The sequence below is a fragment of the Agarilytica rhodophyticola genome (genome assembly GCF_002157225.2).
Lineage (GTDB): Bacteria > Pseudomonadota > Gammaproteobacteria > Pseudomonadales > Cellvibrionaceae > Agarilytica > Agarilytica rhodophyticola.
In genome coordinates, this window is sequence record NZ_CP020038.1 from 2,132,408 (window position 1) to 2,148,394 (window position 15,987).

Sequence of the window (15,987 nt, forward strand, 5' to 3'; positions counted from 1 at the left end):
CCTTTGTAGGCGCAATAAAGGAAGGAAATTAAATGAGTATGAACCGTACCCTAAGTACTATTGTTAGTCGCGGTTAGCTGCCACTAATTAGTCGCCGTCGCCGCCACCGTTAACATTGAGTTCTTCTAATGATAACGCCTCTCTGGCAAGGTTTAATTCTAAACCTAATTGGATTAAATCGAGGCTTGCTGAGTTTGCGTTATCAAATTCTGTATTACCTTGTCCCAAACCAATAATCTGATCAAAACGTATGGTATTGTTAGTACGTTCACCAGTTTCTAAAATTTGTGACATTTTGCTTTCAATGTTAATCATTAACATATCAATGGTTTCATATAAATTTTGATCGCGTTCTCGCAGTAAATCACCAAAGCCTGCTCCGCTATTTTCTTTGTAAGTGCCGTAGAAGGCGTTTTTTATCCCTTGGAAATTATGATAAATCGCCACATGGCTTAAATCACTAAAGCAGTCATGTTCTTCTTCTGGGTCGCCGGTTTCTAAGGCTGTGCCCATACGTGCCGAAGCCAGTTCGTCGTCAGCCATAACTTTCATCGAACCAACAATATAAGCCAGTGCTTTGTCGGAGTTGACAAAGTTATTGGCCAAGGTGCCTTCTGTTTGTATCGCTTCAGGGCTCCACTCGGCAACCATTGCCGTTAGGTCATCTACTAATAATTCCGTCACCACCCTTAGATACTGTGCTCGACGTTCGCAATTACCGTTGCTACAACTATCTGTACTGTAATCACTTGCTGGTCGCACGCCAGCACCAGCATTAACGCCATTTAAATCTTGTCCCCATAATAAAAATTCAATGGCATGGATACCCGTAGCGACATTCGCGTCATCATTATTTAAACCATTTTGTGATGTTAAGAACGCTTTGGTAATCATGTTGCTGCTGGCAATAATATTATTGCTACTGTCATCTTGTGTGTAGTCGATCAAGCCCTCTGCTAGTGGCCAGGCATTTACCTGTCCCTCCCAGGCATCCACACTTTCGATACCGCTAACACCGGTATTAGTGTTGAGGGTGATATCTGTATCCCAACGCATGACTTCACTTTGTTGGTAGGGAATACGCAGCGCTTTATAGGCTGTTTTAGCCTGTGTCAAATTGTCTTCATTGGGTTGATCCAAAAAAGTGCTAATGGCTGTTTGAAGTGTTTGTGCAGCACTTAGTGAATCTGAATAAGCTGAATGTGCAATTGTTACATAGTTATCAATCACTGCTTTTTCTGTTACTGGTTGAGGTGTGGGTGAGGCAGATGACGATCCGCCTGAAGTGCCGCCCGACGAATTATTACTGCCGTTGCATGCGGTGATGATGGTTGCTGCACTGATAAATAGTAAAAATGCAGGTGTTAAGAACGAGTGCCCTTGCATTATATGAATTCCCCTAATAATATTTGATAATCTAAATAATAATGATTATCATAATCGTGTGTTTTAACGATTTCAAGTAAAGTGCTTCCGTGATTTCTGATACTGCTAATTTTGCCTCTGTATTTGTTGCTGTAGTAGCAGAGCCGATTACGTTTTTGGCGAGCCCGCATAAACGTATTTTTTGGCTGTATCTACTCAGTAGTGCCTTTATCGCAATCGTTGTGATGTGGATTAAAAAGGATTCATTGCGGTTAGTTGTTCAGAAGGTGGTAACTCCGCGTTTATGGTTACATCGCTCCAGCTTGCATGACTTTCAGTGGCTTTTTTTTAATCATGCTTTGCGGGTGTTCCTGGTAGTTCCTATTCTCGGTGGGAGTCTATCTCTTGCTATTATTATAAATCGCTGGCTTTTGCAGACATTTGGCCCTGGAAATTTTTGGTTGCTACCTGAGATTTGGGTATCGCTAGCGTTTACGGTAGTGCTCTTTTTAGCTGAGGACTTCTCTCGCTTTCTCACTCACTACGCCTTTCATAAAATCCCCCATTTATGGCGTTTTCACGCTGTGCATCATAGTGCAGAGATATTAACACCTGTCACTCTCTATCGTATTCATTGGTTGGAGATGATGGTTAGCAGCGTTAGAGGGCTTGTGGTACTGGCATCGGTGAGTGCTGTGTTTATGTATTGCCTCGACAATCCAATAGGCCTCATCGATATCCTCGGTGTAAGTGTTTTTCACTTCTTTTTTAATATGCTCGGAGCAAATTTAAGGCATAGCCATGTCTGGTTAGGCTTCGGTAAATTTGAAAAATGGCTGGTTAGCCCTGCGCAACATCAGATTCATCACAGTGTTGATGCGGCGCATATTGATAAGAATTTTGGTGCTACTCTTGCCATATGGGATCGTATGTTTGGCTCGTGGCTAGCGAGCAAGCGGCAAGAAGTAACACATTTTGGTCTTGTTGCAAAACAAGCCGAGACCCTGCAATCTCTGCCGGAGAACTTCTGGGGACAGTGTTATAAAAATATCTATTATAAAAATAAAAGCTAGCCTAGTTGTTAAAGAGCCATTGCTTACGCAATGGCTCGCTGGTCTTGAAATTGAATCTCTTTTTCGTGCCACTGATTGTTTTCAAATACATACAAGGATTCTGCACCAATAGCTGAGCTATAGGCCATAAGTAAGCTGTGGTGGCTGTGGTCTATTGGGCGCGCCTCATTCCATCGATATCCCCAATGAAAGTGAAATGAAATCACGGCATCTTTTTCTAGACGATTAAGATCTCCCATGGTCAGTAACTTTCTTACGGCATCAGTTGTTGTGTAATAATTGCGCAACACATCGCCAATGTTGGATCTTTGCTTAGAATGACAAACAATGGAGGTGTATTGATTTTTCTCTTTAATGGCGATGATGCAGTATGTCATAACGCTATTTCCTTTAATTATATTAATTCCTGGCATAACCATGGGTCTCTCAAATGAAGTGATATAGTGTCATGAGGTGGAAAATGGAACTAGTAGACAATTGCGTATTGGTTTGTGAGACATTGTCCATAGGACAGCTTTTTATGGATAAATTAAGCTGTTTTTTATAGCTGTTACCATAAATAACGTGTTAATTGAACGCGACCACTGTCAGGCTATTGATGTGCTTAGGTTTTAGCAAATAGTGGCAGAAGCGATTTAGTGAAGTATTTATTTAATGTGGATTAGGATAACAATTTTTTACAAAAAGAGAGAGCCAAATTGACTCTCTCTTTATTTTATCTGTACAGATAACAGTGAAATACTACTGCTCTTCTAGCACAACATTATCAATAATAAAGTTTACGCCTCGTTGTGGACCGAAGAAATAAAGGCGGGCGTCCTGGATTTCTCCTGTAGCTTGCACACTAATCGCACCACTTAACTCTGTCCAATTAAGACCGACGCGCTTAATGTCAAAACGCTGCCAGTTGCTGCCTCGGTCATCTCTAAAGAAAAGACGTGCTTCAACATTTTGCTCGCCTCGTGAGACGTCAGTCAGCCTTGTCCAAGCACTAAGTTGATAAACCTTATTTGATGCTACTCTGCTAGTAATACGTTGCATTGGGCCATCGTACCAAACTGCACGACTAAACGTTCTTAGGCTGTAATTACCTTCTTGCTGTGCTTCGCTAATAGCGCCGATAGAACCATAGAACCCTGTTTCCCAATTGGCTGAGGTTCCGTCTTCAAAATTACCGTTGAGTACCACATTAGGTGAGGTGTTGCCGCCACCATTACCCGGTTGATTTACCTTAACTGGAACAATGCTTACTTGATCTAGATAGAAGTTTTTATCTTCAGAAGGGCCATAAAAGTGAACAAATAGTTCTCTAATTCTTCCTTCTGCTTGCAGAGTGAACTCACCGCTAATTTCATTCCACTCATTACCAGAAATACCAATACGATCAAAAGTAATATAACGTCTCCCTTGATCGTCGGTAATACCTATAGCCATACGTCCTTGATCTGATCCATCTCCTTGAAGACGCATAGCGGCAGAAATTTTATAAGTATCACCATCGCTGAGTTTACCTAGTAAGTCTTGTGATGCGCCGGAATAGAAAAAGCCGCGGTTGTTGACTAATAAACTTTGCTCTCCGGTGTAGCGACGAATATTGTCAATGCGTAAACTACTGCTGTTAAACTTATCTAGCCATGCGTTTTGTCCTTCCTCGAAGCTTGCGTTTTCCACTAAATTATTAGCAATATTTGGCACTGGACGCACAGGGTCTGCTTCTGGCGCTGGTGATCCACCACCGCCGCCGCCACCACCGTTATTATTACTCGGTAGGAAGTCTGCAAGTTGGCGGGCAACCGCGTTTACTGCAAATACAGAGTCCGAGCCATCACCGCTATTACGGCTGACTCCGCATGGTACGCCACGGCATGTTTGGTCCGGGCTGGAAAAACGATTTACCCTTCTGGCATTAAATACTTGGCTGTAGGCCATAATAGTGGAGAAGTTGTTCTGCACTCCATAGCCCACACCAAAATCAAAAACGCCACCTGAGCTGTTTTGTCGGCGAGAATGTCCTAGCCCCATGTTGTGTCCCAACTCGTGAGCAAAGGTTGTAGCTCCACAGTTAGAACCGGAAATAGAAAAGGCGGAATTTTTAGCAAATCTTGAAAGTTGGCCATTGCGACCGCTACCAACGTAGCCGATGCCGCACACGGTGCCACCGCTTCCTCGCTGAGCTGGTATAAGGATCGCCACCAGGTCGGCGCCATACTCTGCGCGTAACTCATTTACCTGAGCATCTCTGCGCAAGGCATCTAACGAACCGCCATCAATAGCATTGACTCCTCTGACGTTTAATTGTTGTGAGTGAACAAGGCGGATACGCAGATCCATTTGGCTATCTTCATAGCTTGTATTTGAAAATTCAATTAAAGAATTAATATAAGTATCGATTGCGCCATTTCTTTCGCGAGCCGCATCAGATGTGTAGAGAACCATAACATCAACGGTGCTTTGCGCAAAACTATTCACACTTACCATACTTGAGATAATACAGAAAATATATGTAAAGCCTAGGCTTACAATTTTTCTACTTAGTCTTTGCTTCATTGTAATTACTCTTATTGTAAAAACTCTAATAGTTAATTTTCTAAGTTTGATGATTTAATTTTTATCATCTATTATTTTTATGTGGTAAATCTTTTTCTGATCGAAATAGAACTCCTGTTTTTTATTGTTAACAGACCCTAGGTAACATCTAAAAAACTCAATTATAAAAAACTCAAGCCGCTTAATATAAAAGCCTAGATATAGAAACGGCATAACACTAAAAGCACTTTATTTTAGTGATGCTTGGTATCACTATAACGAATCAACACAAGCCTTTTTCGTTATATTGCCTCGGTTAACCAGGCGAAGCTAAACGTGTTAACAACTAAAGAACTATGATATTGGTATTCGCAATCAGCTTGGAGGAATATCGCTATCATCCGGAGTTAAATAAACTTCATCAGTGACAGATCGGTTATGTGATTGTGCTATATCATCTTCCGACGCAATCCAGCCTGAACGTTGTCCAGCTTCCAGCACATAGGCACCTTCTGGAGTTGAGAGCGAGGCAAATGTTCCATGTTCACCTTGTGTAATGGTTACGCTATGCCGTTCGCCATCATCTCCTTGAATAAAAGCCTTAACTGTTTTATCGCCGTTGGGGTGATAAATAACGTTATTAACTTTCGCATTGTACTGAGTGTTAATCGCAGGAATTGATATATTAAAGTTTGAATTTTTCTTGAGAGCCTCTATTTCCGAGCGTTCGATTTCAATAAATGTCCGACTAACGCCGTCGCCATTTAAATGAGAGTATTGCTTCGGCACTTCATTAGTCTCGCTTTGGCTAGACCAGATATTGCCGTTTGCTCTTGATCTATGGGCAATGCCTTCTTCAGTAATGTCGTTGACAATTTTAGCTTCAGTTTTTTGCGAGATAGAGGCCGGACTTAGCTGCTGCACGTCAGTAGAACCTGCCGTAGGTTCTGCTACCATTCTATCTGGAACTGCAAGCATTGATTGAGCAGAGGAAGAATCTTCATCTTGAATACCAAAATATATAGCTGCCCCTACAGCTATTGGACATAACACTAATAGAGAAGACTTAATCATAATTTTGTGCTCAAGTTATAATAATATCAAAATATCGATATGATTCATTCGGGAATGTAAAACTTAGAAAAGTACGTTTGATCTAAACATTACAATTTGCGCGGATAGTACCCCGTCATTTAGTGTGATTTAGCGATGTTAGTCACAAACTTGTTTAGCACAGAAAAGCCAAATAGATAATGTGACAGGGATCTCTATTTATTTTGTTTTTATGCCATCTATACGATCGAAATAACTCGCCTTTATTTAAATAAAGTCGGTTTATTTAATTGTTGTTGTGGCTTTTTTGATAATTAATACTTTAATTTTCTCAATACTTTTTTATTTTCTAGATAATTAATTTTATGTGCGCTTTTGGTCTTGGGTTATTCAAATGAAATATTTCAATTAGGGAGCCCAGTAGTAGTCTAACTCTTCTTATAAGCTTACTTTTAATACGAGTTTTCCATAGCATATTTCTTTATTAAACTTTAATTGTGTCTACCTCTATTGTTTATTGTTTTAAAAAATTAATGCCAACTGGTTTGGCAGATTAAAAGTGTGTGCTTCGTTTTTTTGTTTTGATATATCATATCATTTTTGCTTTTTAATTATGGAGATGTGATTTTAGTGTATATGGCTATCGGCTTTTATTTTTAATAATTATTTTTATTAATAGTTTTAAATAATTTAAAACTATTAAAATTAAATTTTCTAATAGTAATTTTTTGGAGTTTTTTTATAAAAAAATTTGATCTTCATTTAATTAATATATTGAACGAGGTGACAGGCTGGTTAATTGTGATGATGTTCAATAAAAGAAAAAACGAGAGGTTTATATTTCTATAATAATTAAATCACTAATGCATTGTTTTATATTTGATTGCCCCTTTTTTCGAATCGGTTATCAAAAAAATCTTATCTACTTTTATAGGAGCTTTTATGAGGCACTCAATAAAGCGTTTTTTAGAGCTGCGAAATGTTATTTATCAGTTACCTTCCGCTGCAGCTATTGCCAGTATTTTAGCGCTTTCATCACCTAATGTGATGGCCGCCAATAATGCAGATGAATTTTCAACAGACCATAAAATGATTTTGGACGCACGTGCTGTAAATTTTTCCGGAGATGATGTTGGTATCAATGGTGCGAGTTTCTTAACCGATGACTCAGTCCTGCGCTTGACGTTTAAAGCTTACGATCGAACATTCTCATTAAGCATTAGTGAAAATACTAAAATTACTGAGCAAATGCAGACACCTGTCAGTGAACAAACGCAATTATATAAAGGAAGTCTTGATGGGGTATCAGATTCTTGGGTTCGACTGAGCCGCCGCAATGGTGTCTATTCAGGAGCTATTTACGATGGCAAAGAACTTTTTATTATTGATGAAAAAACTATTGTTGTTGACGAAGCAGCACCTTGGTTACAACAGCAAGTAAGCCAGTATAAAACCGAATCTGTGATTTATCGTTTATCAGATAGTGTTGATACCTCCTCTTGTGGGCTTGAAGATAAGTCTTCAAAGAAAAGTCGTTATCAACAGCTCGTCGATGAGTTACAAGGATTAACTCAACAAAATAATGTTGCTTTAGCTGCGGCAGAGCGCCAGTTAAATGTAGCTATTGTGACTGACACACAATACGCAGCCTCTAGCCGTGGGGATACTCGTGGCCAAGTATTAAGCCAGATGAATGTTGTCGATGGAATTTTTTCTGAGCAAGTGGGTGTTAAATTTGCTATTGATAGAATTGTTGAGCTTAGCAATAACGGCTCTCTTACTTCAACTAACTCATCTTCGCTTTTGAATGCCTTTCGTTCTTATGTTAATCGAGAAATTCCCAATCCGGGCTTAGCGCACTTGTTTTCCGGTAAAAATCTCGATGGCAATGTTATTGGCATCGCTTATCTACGTGCTTTATGCACACGCAATGGTGTTGGTGTCACTCAAGCAGGTGGTCGTGGTGTCAGTGGCGCATTAACGGCTGCTCACGAATTTGGCCATAACTTCGGAGCTCCTCATGATAATCAAGGAGGCTCAGCATGTGCGAGTACATCGGGTCGCTTCTTAATGAATCCAAGTCTTAATGGTAGTGATCAATTTTCTAATTGCAGCTTAAATCAAATGGCGCCGATTGTTCGCAACGCATCGTGCTTGGTGGATATTACAAACCCGCAGCCCACACCAACGCCTGTGCCAACGCCCACTGCCACGCCAGTACCAACACCTAGCCCTAGCTGTACTAACCTTGAAAGTGTGAGACCTTTCACTAACACCAATACTGGAAGCTTTAGTGCCAGTGGCTGTAGTTCAAGGCTTACGGGTAACATCTGGCGTGCAAGCAACCAGACTTTTACTATTAGACCCGACACGGTATTAAGTTTCGAATTCGCGGCCAACAATGCCGGTGAAATTCATGGTATTGGTTTTGATGAAAATAATACCGCAAGCCGCAATCGTATTTTCCAACTGTCAGGCTCACAAAACTGGGGAATAAGACGCTTTAGCTACACGGGTAATGGACGTATACAACGATTCGAAATTCCCGTCGGTCAGTTCTATACTGGTTCCGGTTTCCGTTTAATTTTAGTCAACGATAAAGACCGTGGTAGTCAGAACAACCAAACCGTGATTCGCAATGTTAGGTTGAGTAACTAAGTTACTTTTATAATAACTGTAATTTCTATAACAACTGCAATTTCTATAACAGCAACCGCCAGCTAGACTTCTAGCTGGCGGTAGTACTACATTATTTAATATCTTGTTTAAAATTCCCTTTTTTATTATTGAAACACAATATTATGTCTTCTTATTAGATGCGTGTTTATGATGAAGTGAAGGCCTGTTAAGTTAAATAACAGTCCATAGCATTATTTTGCTACAATGGCTTTTTTGTATGTATCGTCGAATCTGACATGTGTTATTGATGTAAATTTAAGCTATTAATGAGCGAATTTTCCCTTCTTGCATGGTGCTTAACAGCATTTGTCCTATTTCTTGGCTGTTGGCTGCAAACGGCTCTAGGCTTTGGCATGGCCGTGATAGCGGCACCTATTGTGATTTTAATTAACCCCAGCTGGGTGCCCTATGTGCTCACATGGATCGCTCTGGTTATCAGTGCAACTAATGCTTGGAATTTACGTCGCAATATTCACTTCAAAGGTATGTTGCCCGCATTTGTAATGCGCTTACCTGGCACTGCCTTAGGTGCCTATGCTTTAGCGCATATTGCGGCTGTATGGTTGCACGTGGTGGTGACGCTGTGCGTTTTAATCGCAGTGATAATCAGCGTTGTCTCTATCCGTTTTGAAGCGACCAAGAATCGCCTAGCTGTTGCTGGTTTTGCCAGTGGTTTTATGGGCACCACTACTTCCATTGGTGGTCCGCCGATGGCATTGGTTATGCAATATAGTGAGCCTGATACAATGCGCGCAAATCTCAGTCTTTACTTCACGTATAGCTGTATTTTGAGCCTGGCAAGCTACTTTATTGGTGGCCTCATTGATCCGCATTTAACCCTAGTATGTTTAAGTTTTGTACCTAGTGCTCTTCTCGGCTTTTGGGCAGGGGCAAAAACTCGTCCTATGATAAGCCTGGGTCTTTTTAGGCCCTTGCTATTGGCCTCTTGTGGTATCGCATCTCTTATTTCTCTTGTGGGGATTGTTATCACTTTTATTTAACTATCTATGTAGTCGTCGCAGAATAAATTCATGTTAACCTATCAGGCTAAAAAGGCCTTTGAGGCAAAGCCTTGGGGGATCGTTTTAACATCATATTCACTAGGCAATTTCCTTGGCGGTATAAGGCCCTGGAATTTAAGTGGTCATTTTAGCAAAACAGATATCGTTAACGGATACCAATAAGGGGAGACATAGGCTTTGAAGATTTTACTATCACTATCTACTATCGTTTTGATGCTTTTTCATGTATCGAGTTACGCCGATGCGGTAAAGCAGACTAAGGGCGATTTTGTTGATAAGTTTCGTCAGCTCGATGAGGTATTGCCCACGCCAAACTTGTACCGCAACGCGGCGGGCGAGCCAGGACAGGCTTACTGGCAACAGCAAGTAGATTATGTTATCAACGCCACATTAGATGAGAGCAAACGCCGCCTGTCTGCTGAACAATTAGTGACTTACCACAACAACTCTCCTTATAGCCTTAAATACCTGTGGCTACAACTTGACCAAAATCGCTTTAAGCCGGATTCTCTGGCTGAACGCACTGTCGAGTTCGGTGGTATCGGTCGCCGTGGCCCAGCCACTCGCAAAGAGGATACTCTCAATCATATTCCTGCAGGTATCAGCCTGGGAGAGCTGCGCCGGCAACAATGGATGGACGATAACGAACCCGGATACAAGATTCTTTCGGTGACAGATATCAACGGTAAGGCCTTACCTTATACTGTTGTTGGTTCACAGATGCGTATCGATCTCCCCAGGGCCCTTGATGAGAGCGAGCAGATCCAATTTAAAATGCAGTATATGTTTAACATATTAGAAGAGGACTCGGTGTCTGCTAGGGCTGGCTTTGAACACTTTCCTGACGATGCGCGTAAAGGCGGCAATGATATTTTCTTGCTGGCACAGTGGTTTCCGCGCTTGCAGGCTTATAGCGATTACGAAGCATGGCATAACAAGGAATTTCTTGGTCGCGGCGAGTTTACTTTGGAGTTTGGTAACTACGAAGTGAATATGACAGTGCCAGCTGATCATATTGTTGCCTCCACTGGTGTGTTACAAAACCCTCAAGAAGTGCTTACTGAAACTCAGCGTGCACGCTTGAAAAAAGCGGAGAATGCAAAACGCCCAGTTTTTATTGTGACCGCAGAAGAAGCACTGGAAAAAGAAAAAACAGCCACCAAACGTGTGAAGACATGGCGTTTTAAAGCTGAAAATGTACGTGATTTTGCTTGGGCATCATCGCGCAAATTTATGTGGGATGCGAAAGGCTATCAGCAAGGTGGTGAGGAGATGCCATTTGTCATGGCCATGTCTTTCTATCCCAAAGAAGGGGGCGACCTGTGGAAGAAGTATTCTACTGAAGCTGTTGTGCATACTATGGAGGTATATTCGCGCTTCTCATTCGATTACCCCTATCCTGTGGCACAAAGTATTAATGGCCCCGTCGGTGGAATGGAATATCCAATGATTACTTTTAATGGCCCACGTACCACTTGGCAAGAAGATGGCAGTCGTACTTATTCTCAAGCTGAAAAACGCTTTCTTATTGGTGTGGTGATTCATGAGATTGGTCATATTTATTTTCCAATGACTGTTAACTCTGATGAGCGCCAATGGACCTGGATGGATGAAGGGCTTAACAGCTTCTTAGATGGCGTTGCTGGCCGTGAGTGGGATCCAAATATTCCTTGGGGAGTAGAGCCTAGGGATATCGTGGATTATATGAAGTCAGATATTCAAGTACCTATTATGACTCAGTCTGATAGTGTCTTGAAACTCGGTCCTAATGCTTATACCAAACCCGCCGCCGCCCTTAATATTTTGCGCGAAGTTATTTTGGGGCGCGAACTATTTGATTTTGCATTTAAAGAGTACGCCTTGCGTTGGAAATTTAAACGACCTACGCCTTCTGACTTTTTCCGCACTATGGAAGAAGCCTCTGGTGTTGACCTTGATTGGTTTTGGCATGGTTGGTTCTACACTACTGATCACGTAGATATCTCCATTGATAAGGTATACAAGCTAAGAATTGATGATAAAAATCCTGATGTGGACTTCGCGCGCCGTAGAGAGTTTGAAGCGGATAAGCCCATTTCTTTGTTTAACGAACGCAATAAGGCTGAAGGCCGTAAGTTGTGGATTGAGCTGAATAAAGATGTCAGTGACTTTTATGATAAGAACGACCGCTTTACTGTTACTAATAAAGAGCGTAATGAATACCAACAGATTTTAGCGGATCTTGAGGAGTGGGAGCGTCAAGCGCTTAAACGTGCCATTAAAGAAGATAAAAACTACTATGTTCTAGACTTCTCTAATCTCGGTGGTTTGGTAATGCCGATCATTCTTGAGCTAACCTATGAAAACGGTAAGAAAGAAGAAATGATGATTCCGGCAGAAATTTGGCGACGCTCTCCTCACCATGTGAGTAAATTAATTGTCACCGACAAAAAGAAAAAACTTAAGTCGGTATTAATTGATCCGCAATGGGAAACAGCCGATGTGGATATTGAAAATAACTATTATCCTCGTCGTATCGTTCCTTCACGTATCGAAGCATTTAAAGAAGAGCCAAGTCTTGACCCTGTAAAACGAGATATTATGCAAGATATTAAAATGAAAGTTGTTAAGCCTGAGACGAGAAAAAAGAAAAAGTAATGAAGGTCTCTACTAGCAAAAATAATGGTGTTATTTGGCTCAGCTGTTTGCTGATGTGTATGCTGGCTATTTCCAGCCATGGACATCAGCAAAAGCAAACCATAAGTACATTGTTATTTAATCAACGCACGGGCAACATTGAGGTTGCCCACCGCTTCTATATTCACGATGCTGAACATGCCATTAAACTGGTGGTGGATAAAAAAGCGGATATTATACGTAGTGAAGCATCGCAGCGTGCTTTTGGTGATTATGTTCAAAAGCATTTCAAGCTAAGTGTGCAAGGAGATAATGCCTTGCCTCTTAACTATGTTGGACATGAAGTTGAAGGTAAGTTCTTTTGGGTGTATCAAGAAGTGAAGATCCCGACTGCACTAAAACAGCTTAATATTTACAATAACATGTTGCGAGAAGTCTGGAAGTCCCAACATAATTTAGTCAATGTAGAAGGCAGAGGGAAGCGCCAGTCAGTGGAGTTTTTTGGTGATGATGAATGGAAAACACTTAAGCTAAGTCAAAACTAGTCACAAACTCTAGGTTTTTTATGTACAACGATGTCTTAACATTCTGGTTTGAAGAAATTGAAGAGTCTCACTGGTGGGTGAAAGATAGCGAATTTGACGAGCAAATAAAACAGCGCTTCTCTGGAGTTCACACGAAGGCAACAAAGTGTGAACTCTTCGAGTGGCGAAGTAGCATTGACGGTAGGCTAGCTGAAATTATTGTGCTTGATCAGTTTTCAAGAAATATCTACCGAGATACGCCCCAAGCATTCGCTAACGATGCTCTCGCGTTATCTTTAGCCCAAGAGGCCATATCTCTCAAGCTAGATCAACAGTTAGAAGATCGTAAAAAGAGCTTCCTCTATATTCCATTTATGCACAGTGAATCTCAGAAAATCCATGAAATTGCTGTGGAATTGTATTCTAACAATAAATTGAAAAATCTCGATTTTGAAATAAGGCATAAAAAGATCATCGATAGATTTGGCCGCTATCCACATCGAAATGATATTTTAGGTCGAACCTCAACAGCCGAGGAAATAGAGTTTTTAAAAAGCCCTGGCTCACGTTTTTAATGATACCAAGCCGAGAACAGACCTATCATTAAGTATTATTTGGGAGTGTGCAGCTCGCTCCCAAATTTTTATCGTCGACCTCAGTCGTTTTTTCATGTCGTTTTCATCAATCCAATCGCAAAAAGCAGCGTTGCAATAATTGAGCACAGGGTACGTAGATGATTCCAACGACTCCATTGTTTAATATATCTTTGCCATAACTTTGCAGCTCTCCCATCATTAGCTGATATATTCCCTAACTCATCGTTAAGTGGAACATTACCCACTACGGTAACAAGAAATGTTCCACTAATGTAAAGAAGGCTGGCACTTATTATCCAGTAATATGCTGTTTGTCTATAGATGAGCTGATTAATTATCAGTAATAGACTCGATAGAGCTGTACCTATAAAGACAATTAAAAACCAGCGATTAATGACCACAATATTGATCGACTGCATGGTGTTGATCGCTTCAGCTGTTGGTGTACGCGCTATTGCCTTTATTACAAACGTGGAAAACGCATAAAATGTTCCTGCCATCAGACCTGCACCTAGCAGCGATATTAATATCATATACATGGTGATGTTATTCATGCCGGTATTTTCCATATTCCTGTTACTGCAACTTCGCGCGCGTAGCTAGTGAAATCTCTGGGCTCGCGGCCGAGTGCACGATAAACGCCATCTGTTAAGTAAGCATTGCGTCCGTCGAGCACGGTTTCAAATAAATAATTTAATAACCAAGCAATGTCGTTAGGCATACCTGAGTCAGTAACGCCTTTTGCAAAGGTTGCCTTGGGTATTTGTACAAATTGTACTTCTCGTCCAGCGGCTTGTGAAATCTCACTTGCTAGTTCGCTAAATGTTAATAAGCGTGGTCCGGTGACTTCATAAGTCTCAAATGCGTGGCCATATTCCGTTAGCGCGGCCACTGCAACGTCGGCAATGTCATTGACGTCGATGAAAGGCTCGGGAATGTCGAGGGCTAATGTAGGTAGTGCAATAGTGCCGCTTAACACCATATTGAGAAATTCACCTTCAGAAAAGTTTTGCATAAACCAGCTCGCCCGCACAATTGTCCATTCCACATCTGTTTGTTGCACTATACGCTCGCAGGCTTGAGCTTCTTCTTCACCACGACCAGAAAGTAAAACAAGTCGTTGTACACCTGCTGCTACTGCCATTTCCACAAAGTCATGTATTATCCCTGTGGCACCTGGGATGGCGAGATCCGGTGAGTAGCTAATATAGATGGCACTGACATCTTCTAATACTGCTTGCCAAGTGCTAGGTGCATGCCAATCAAAAGATGGGGTAGTTGAGCGAGAGACTGCACGAGTTTTTATATTTCGCGCTTGTAAGCGTTGTACGATACGTGTGCCGGTTTTTCCTGTGCTACCAATCACTAATGTTATGCCATGATTTTGATAAGTGTGTGATTTTGCTGACATATCTATTATCCTCTTATAAGCTTGTAAGTAATTAAATGATCAAAATTTATGATGCTTAGCTTAGTTGTTAGCTTAAATAGGAGAGCGATTTTGCACCATTCGCGAGATAATCAGATTCATATGCGTTCGTCTAAAAGCTGCTGATGGACACTTTAGGTGGGCTGCTAGACGCTCCTCGGGCAAGAGGCGCTTTTGCTTTGCGCGCTGTGATGAGTGCGCCTTGGTCTCTAAGGGTCGTTGCCGAATCGCCTTTGACATTAATTGCCGTTGTTGATGGTAATCTTTGGCTCCGCCCTGATGAGGGTGAGGCTATAGCGCTTGGCCCTGGAGATATCGCCATTACTCGCGCTCCAAATCACTATAATGTATCCGATTCCGCCACCACGCCAGCTCAAGTGTTTATTCATCCCGGGCAGCGTTGTTGTGATGCTCAGGGTAACTCTCTACTCGAAGAAATGACCCACGGCACACGAACCTGGGGAAATGATCCACAAGGTTCCACCGTTTTTTTGGTAGGCGCTTATGAACATTTGAGTGACATCAGTGATCGACTGCTGAATGTATTGCCACCCGCGCTCTCTTTGAGACGTGCTGATTGGGAGTCGCCTTTGCTACAGCTACTTTGTGATGAAGTAGTGAAAGAGGAACCCGGACAGGCAGCGGTTCTAGATCGTTTGCTCGACCTGTTAGTTACTGCGGTACTTAAAGCTTGGTTTGCTCGCCACGACGAAAATCGGCCACAGTGGTGGCGTTTTCAAGGGGATAGAATTATCCAGTGTGCCCTGCGCTTAATGCAGGATAACCCCGCTTATCCGTGGACTATCGACAAGCTGGCCTCTCAAGCTGGAGCTTCACGAGCATCCCTCGCTCGCCGTTTTCACGACTTAGTGGGTGAACCTCCGATGACATTTTTAAAAAATTGGCGTATGGCGTTAGCCGCTGATTTACTGTGTCAACCAGATGAAAATGTCGGTACTGTTGCAGAAAAAGTTGGTTATGCTACGCCATTTGCTTTTAGTGCTGCATTTAAGCGTATTCGTGGGATAAGCCCGCAGCAATATCTAAAAGATGCTCGTAAAGCTGAACAGTAGGCTTGATTATCGGTAATTATGAAAGGCGATA

General features: G+C 41.7%; 13 protein-coding genes. 7 read left to right on the forward strand and 6 right to left on the reverse strand.

The genetic code is table 11. The features are described from left to right. Window positions 1–87: 87 nt before the first annotated feature. A complete protein-coding gene (locus tag BVC89_RS09035; RefSeq protein WP_086930881.1) occupies window positions 88–1,386 on the reverse strand; it encodes an imelysin family protein in 1,299 nt (432 codons plus the stop codon). Between the two features lie 89 nt (window positions 1,387–1,475). Here BVC89_RS09035 and BVC89_RS09040 point away from each other — a divergent pair, with 89 nt between their 5' ends. Continuing rightward, window positions 1,476–2,438: a sterol desaturase family protein gene (locus tag BVC89_RS09040; RefSeq protein ID WP_216825119.1), complete on the forward strand. Its 963-nt coding sequence runs from the start codon at window positions 1,476–1,478 to the stop codon at window positions 2,436–2,438. A gap of 23 nt (window positions 2,439–2,461) precedes the next feature. Here BVC89_RS09040 and BVC89_RS09045 read toward each other — a convergent pair whose 3' ends face one another. From BVC89_RS09045 to BVC89_RS09055, 3 genes are all read right to left on the reverse strand, one after another. Next, a complete protein-coding gene (locus tag BVC89_RS09045; protein WP_086930882.1) occupies window positions 2,462–2,815 on the reverse strand; it encodes a hypothetical protein in 354 nt (117 codons plus the stop codon). A gap of 364 nt (window positions 2,816–3,179) precedes the next feature. Beyond that, a complete protein-coding gene (mep72, locus tag BVC89_RS09050; protein WP_086930883.1) occupies window positions 3,180–4,985 on the reverse strand; it encodes a biofilm-associated metzincin protease Mep72 in 1,806 nt (601 codons plus the stop codon). Window positions 4,986–5,339: 354 nt separating this feature from the next. After that, the gene (locus BVC89_RS09055) at window positions 5,340–6,038 is read right to left on the reverse strand and encodes a hypothetical protein (protein WP_086930884.1); all 699 of its coding nucleotides are present in this window, start codon (window positions 6,036–6,038) and stop codon (window positions 5,340–5,342) included. A gap of 921 nt (window positions 6,039–6,959) precedes the next feature. Between BVC89_RS09055 and BVC89_RS09060 the strand changes: the two genes are divergently transcribed. The 5 genes from BVC89_RS09060 to BVC89_RS09080 all read left to right on the forward strand — a co-directional run bounded on the left by BVC89_RS09060 (window position 6,960) and on the right by BVC89_RS09080 (window position 13,433). After that, a complete protein-coding gene (locus BVC89_RS09060) occupies window positions 6,960–8,675 on the forward strand; it encodes a M12 family metallo-peptidase (protein ID WP_086930885.1) in 1,716 nt (571 codons plus the stop codon). A gap of 287 nt (window positions 8,676–8,962) precedes the next feature. Beyond that, window positions 8,963–9,697, forward strand: coding sequence for a sulfite exporter TauE/SafE family protein (locus BVC89_RS09065; protein WP_086930886.1), 735 nt, complete (start codon window positions 8,963–8,965; stop codon window positions 9,695–9,697). A gap of 198 nt (window positions 9,698–9,895) precedes the next feature. Next, on the forward strand, window positions 9,896–12,355 hold the full coding sequence (locus BVC89_RS09070) for a M1 family metallopeptidase (RefSeq protein ID WP_245929360.1): 2,460 nt from the start codon (window positions 9,896–9,898) through the stop codon (window positions 12,353–12,355). Next, a complete protein-coding gene (locus BVC89_RS09075; RefSeq protein WP_216825120.1) occupies window positions 12,355–12,879 on the forward strand; it encodes a DUF6702 family protein in 525 nt (174 codons plus the stop codon). Before BVC89_RS09070 ends, BVC89_RS09075 begins: the two co-directional genes overlap by 1 nt. Before the next feature lie 20 nt (window positions 12,880–12,899). After that, window positions 12,900–13,433: a DUF924 family protein gene (locus BVC89_RS09080; RefSeq protein ID WP_086930888.1), complete on the forward strand. Its 534-nt coding sequence runs from the start codon at window positions 12,900–12,902 to the stop codon at window positions 13,431–13,433. A 92-nt stretch (window positions 13,434–13,525) separates the two neighbouring features. Here the strand turns inward: BVC89_RS09080 and BVC89_RS09085 are convergent, their stop codons facing one another. Beyond that, the gene (locus BVC89_RS09085; RefSeq protein ID WP_086930889.1) at window positions 13,526–14,023 is read right to left on the reverse strand and encodes an anthrone oxygenase family protein; all 498 of its coding nucleotides are present in this window, start codon (window positions 14,021–14,023) and stop codon (window positions 13,526–13,528) included. Beyond that, complete coding sequence (locus tag BVC89_RS09090; protein ID WP_086930890.1) at window positions 14,005–14,865, reverse strand: NmrA family NAD(P)-binding protein; 861 nt, start codon at window positions 14,863–14,865, stop codon at window positions 14,005–14,007. Before BVC89_RS09090 ends, BVC89_RS09085 begins: the two co-directional genes overlap by 19 nt. Window positions 14,866–15,008: 143 nt before the next feature. Between BVC89_RS09090 and BVC89_RS09095 the strand changes: the two genes are divergently transcribed. Beyond that, entirely contained in the window at window positions 15,009–15,956 is a 948-nt protein-coding gene (locus BVC89_RS09095; RefSeq protein WP_086930891.1) for an AraC family transcriptional regulator, read from the forward strand. Window positions 15,957–15,987: the final 31 nt, after the last annotated feature.

What these genes read in the sequence shown, in the direction of transcription:
- BVC89_RS09035 (WP_086930881.1), bottom strand. Translation starts at nt 1,386, where the DNA reads ATGCAAGGGCACTCGTTCTTAACACCTGCATTTTTACTATTTATCAGT.
- BVC89_RS09045 (WP_086930882.1), bottom strand. Translation starts at nt 2,815, where the DNA reads ATGACATACTGCATCATCGCCATTAAAGAGAAAAATCAATACACCTCC.
- mep72 (WP_086930883.1), bottom strand. Translation starts at nt 4,985, where the DNA reads ATGAAGCAAAGACTAAGTAGAAAAATTGTAAGCCTAGGCTTTACATAT.
- BVC89_RS09055 (WP_086930884.1), bottom strand. Translation starts at nt 6,038, where the DNA reads ATGATTAAGTCTTCTCTATTAGTGTTATGTCCAATAGCTGTAGGGGCA.
- BVC89_RS09060 (WP_086930885.1), top strand. Translation starts at nt 6,960, where the DNA reads ATGAGGCACTCAATAAAGCGTTTTTTAGAGCTGCGAAATGTTATTTAT.
- BVC89_RS09065 (WP_086930886.1), top strand. Translation starts at nt 8,963, where the DNA reads ATGAGCGAATTTTCCCTTCTTGCATGGTGCTTAACAGCATTTGTCCTA.
- BVC89_RS09075 (WP_216825120.1), top strand. Translation starts at nt 12,355, where the DNA reads ATGAAGGTCTCTACTAGCAAAAATAATGGTGTTATTTGGCTCAGCTGT.
- BVC89_RS09080 (WP_086930888.1), top strand. Translation starts at nt 12,900, where the DNA reads ATGTACAACGATGTCTTAACATTCTGGTTTGAAGAAATTGAAGAGTCT.
- BVC89_RS09085 (WP_086930889.1), bottom strand. Translation starts at nt 14,023, where the DNA reads ATGGAAAATACCGGCATGAATAACATCACCATGTATATGATATTAATA.
- BVC89_RS09090 (WP_086930890.1), bottom strand. Translation starts at nt 14,865, where the DNA reads ATGTCAGCAAAATCACACACTTATCAAAATCATGGCATAACATTAGTG.
- BVC89_RS09095 (WP_086930891.1), top strand. Translation starts at nt 15,009, where the DNA reads ATGGACACTTTAGGTGGGCTGCTAGACGCTCCTCGGGCAAGAGGCGCT.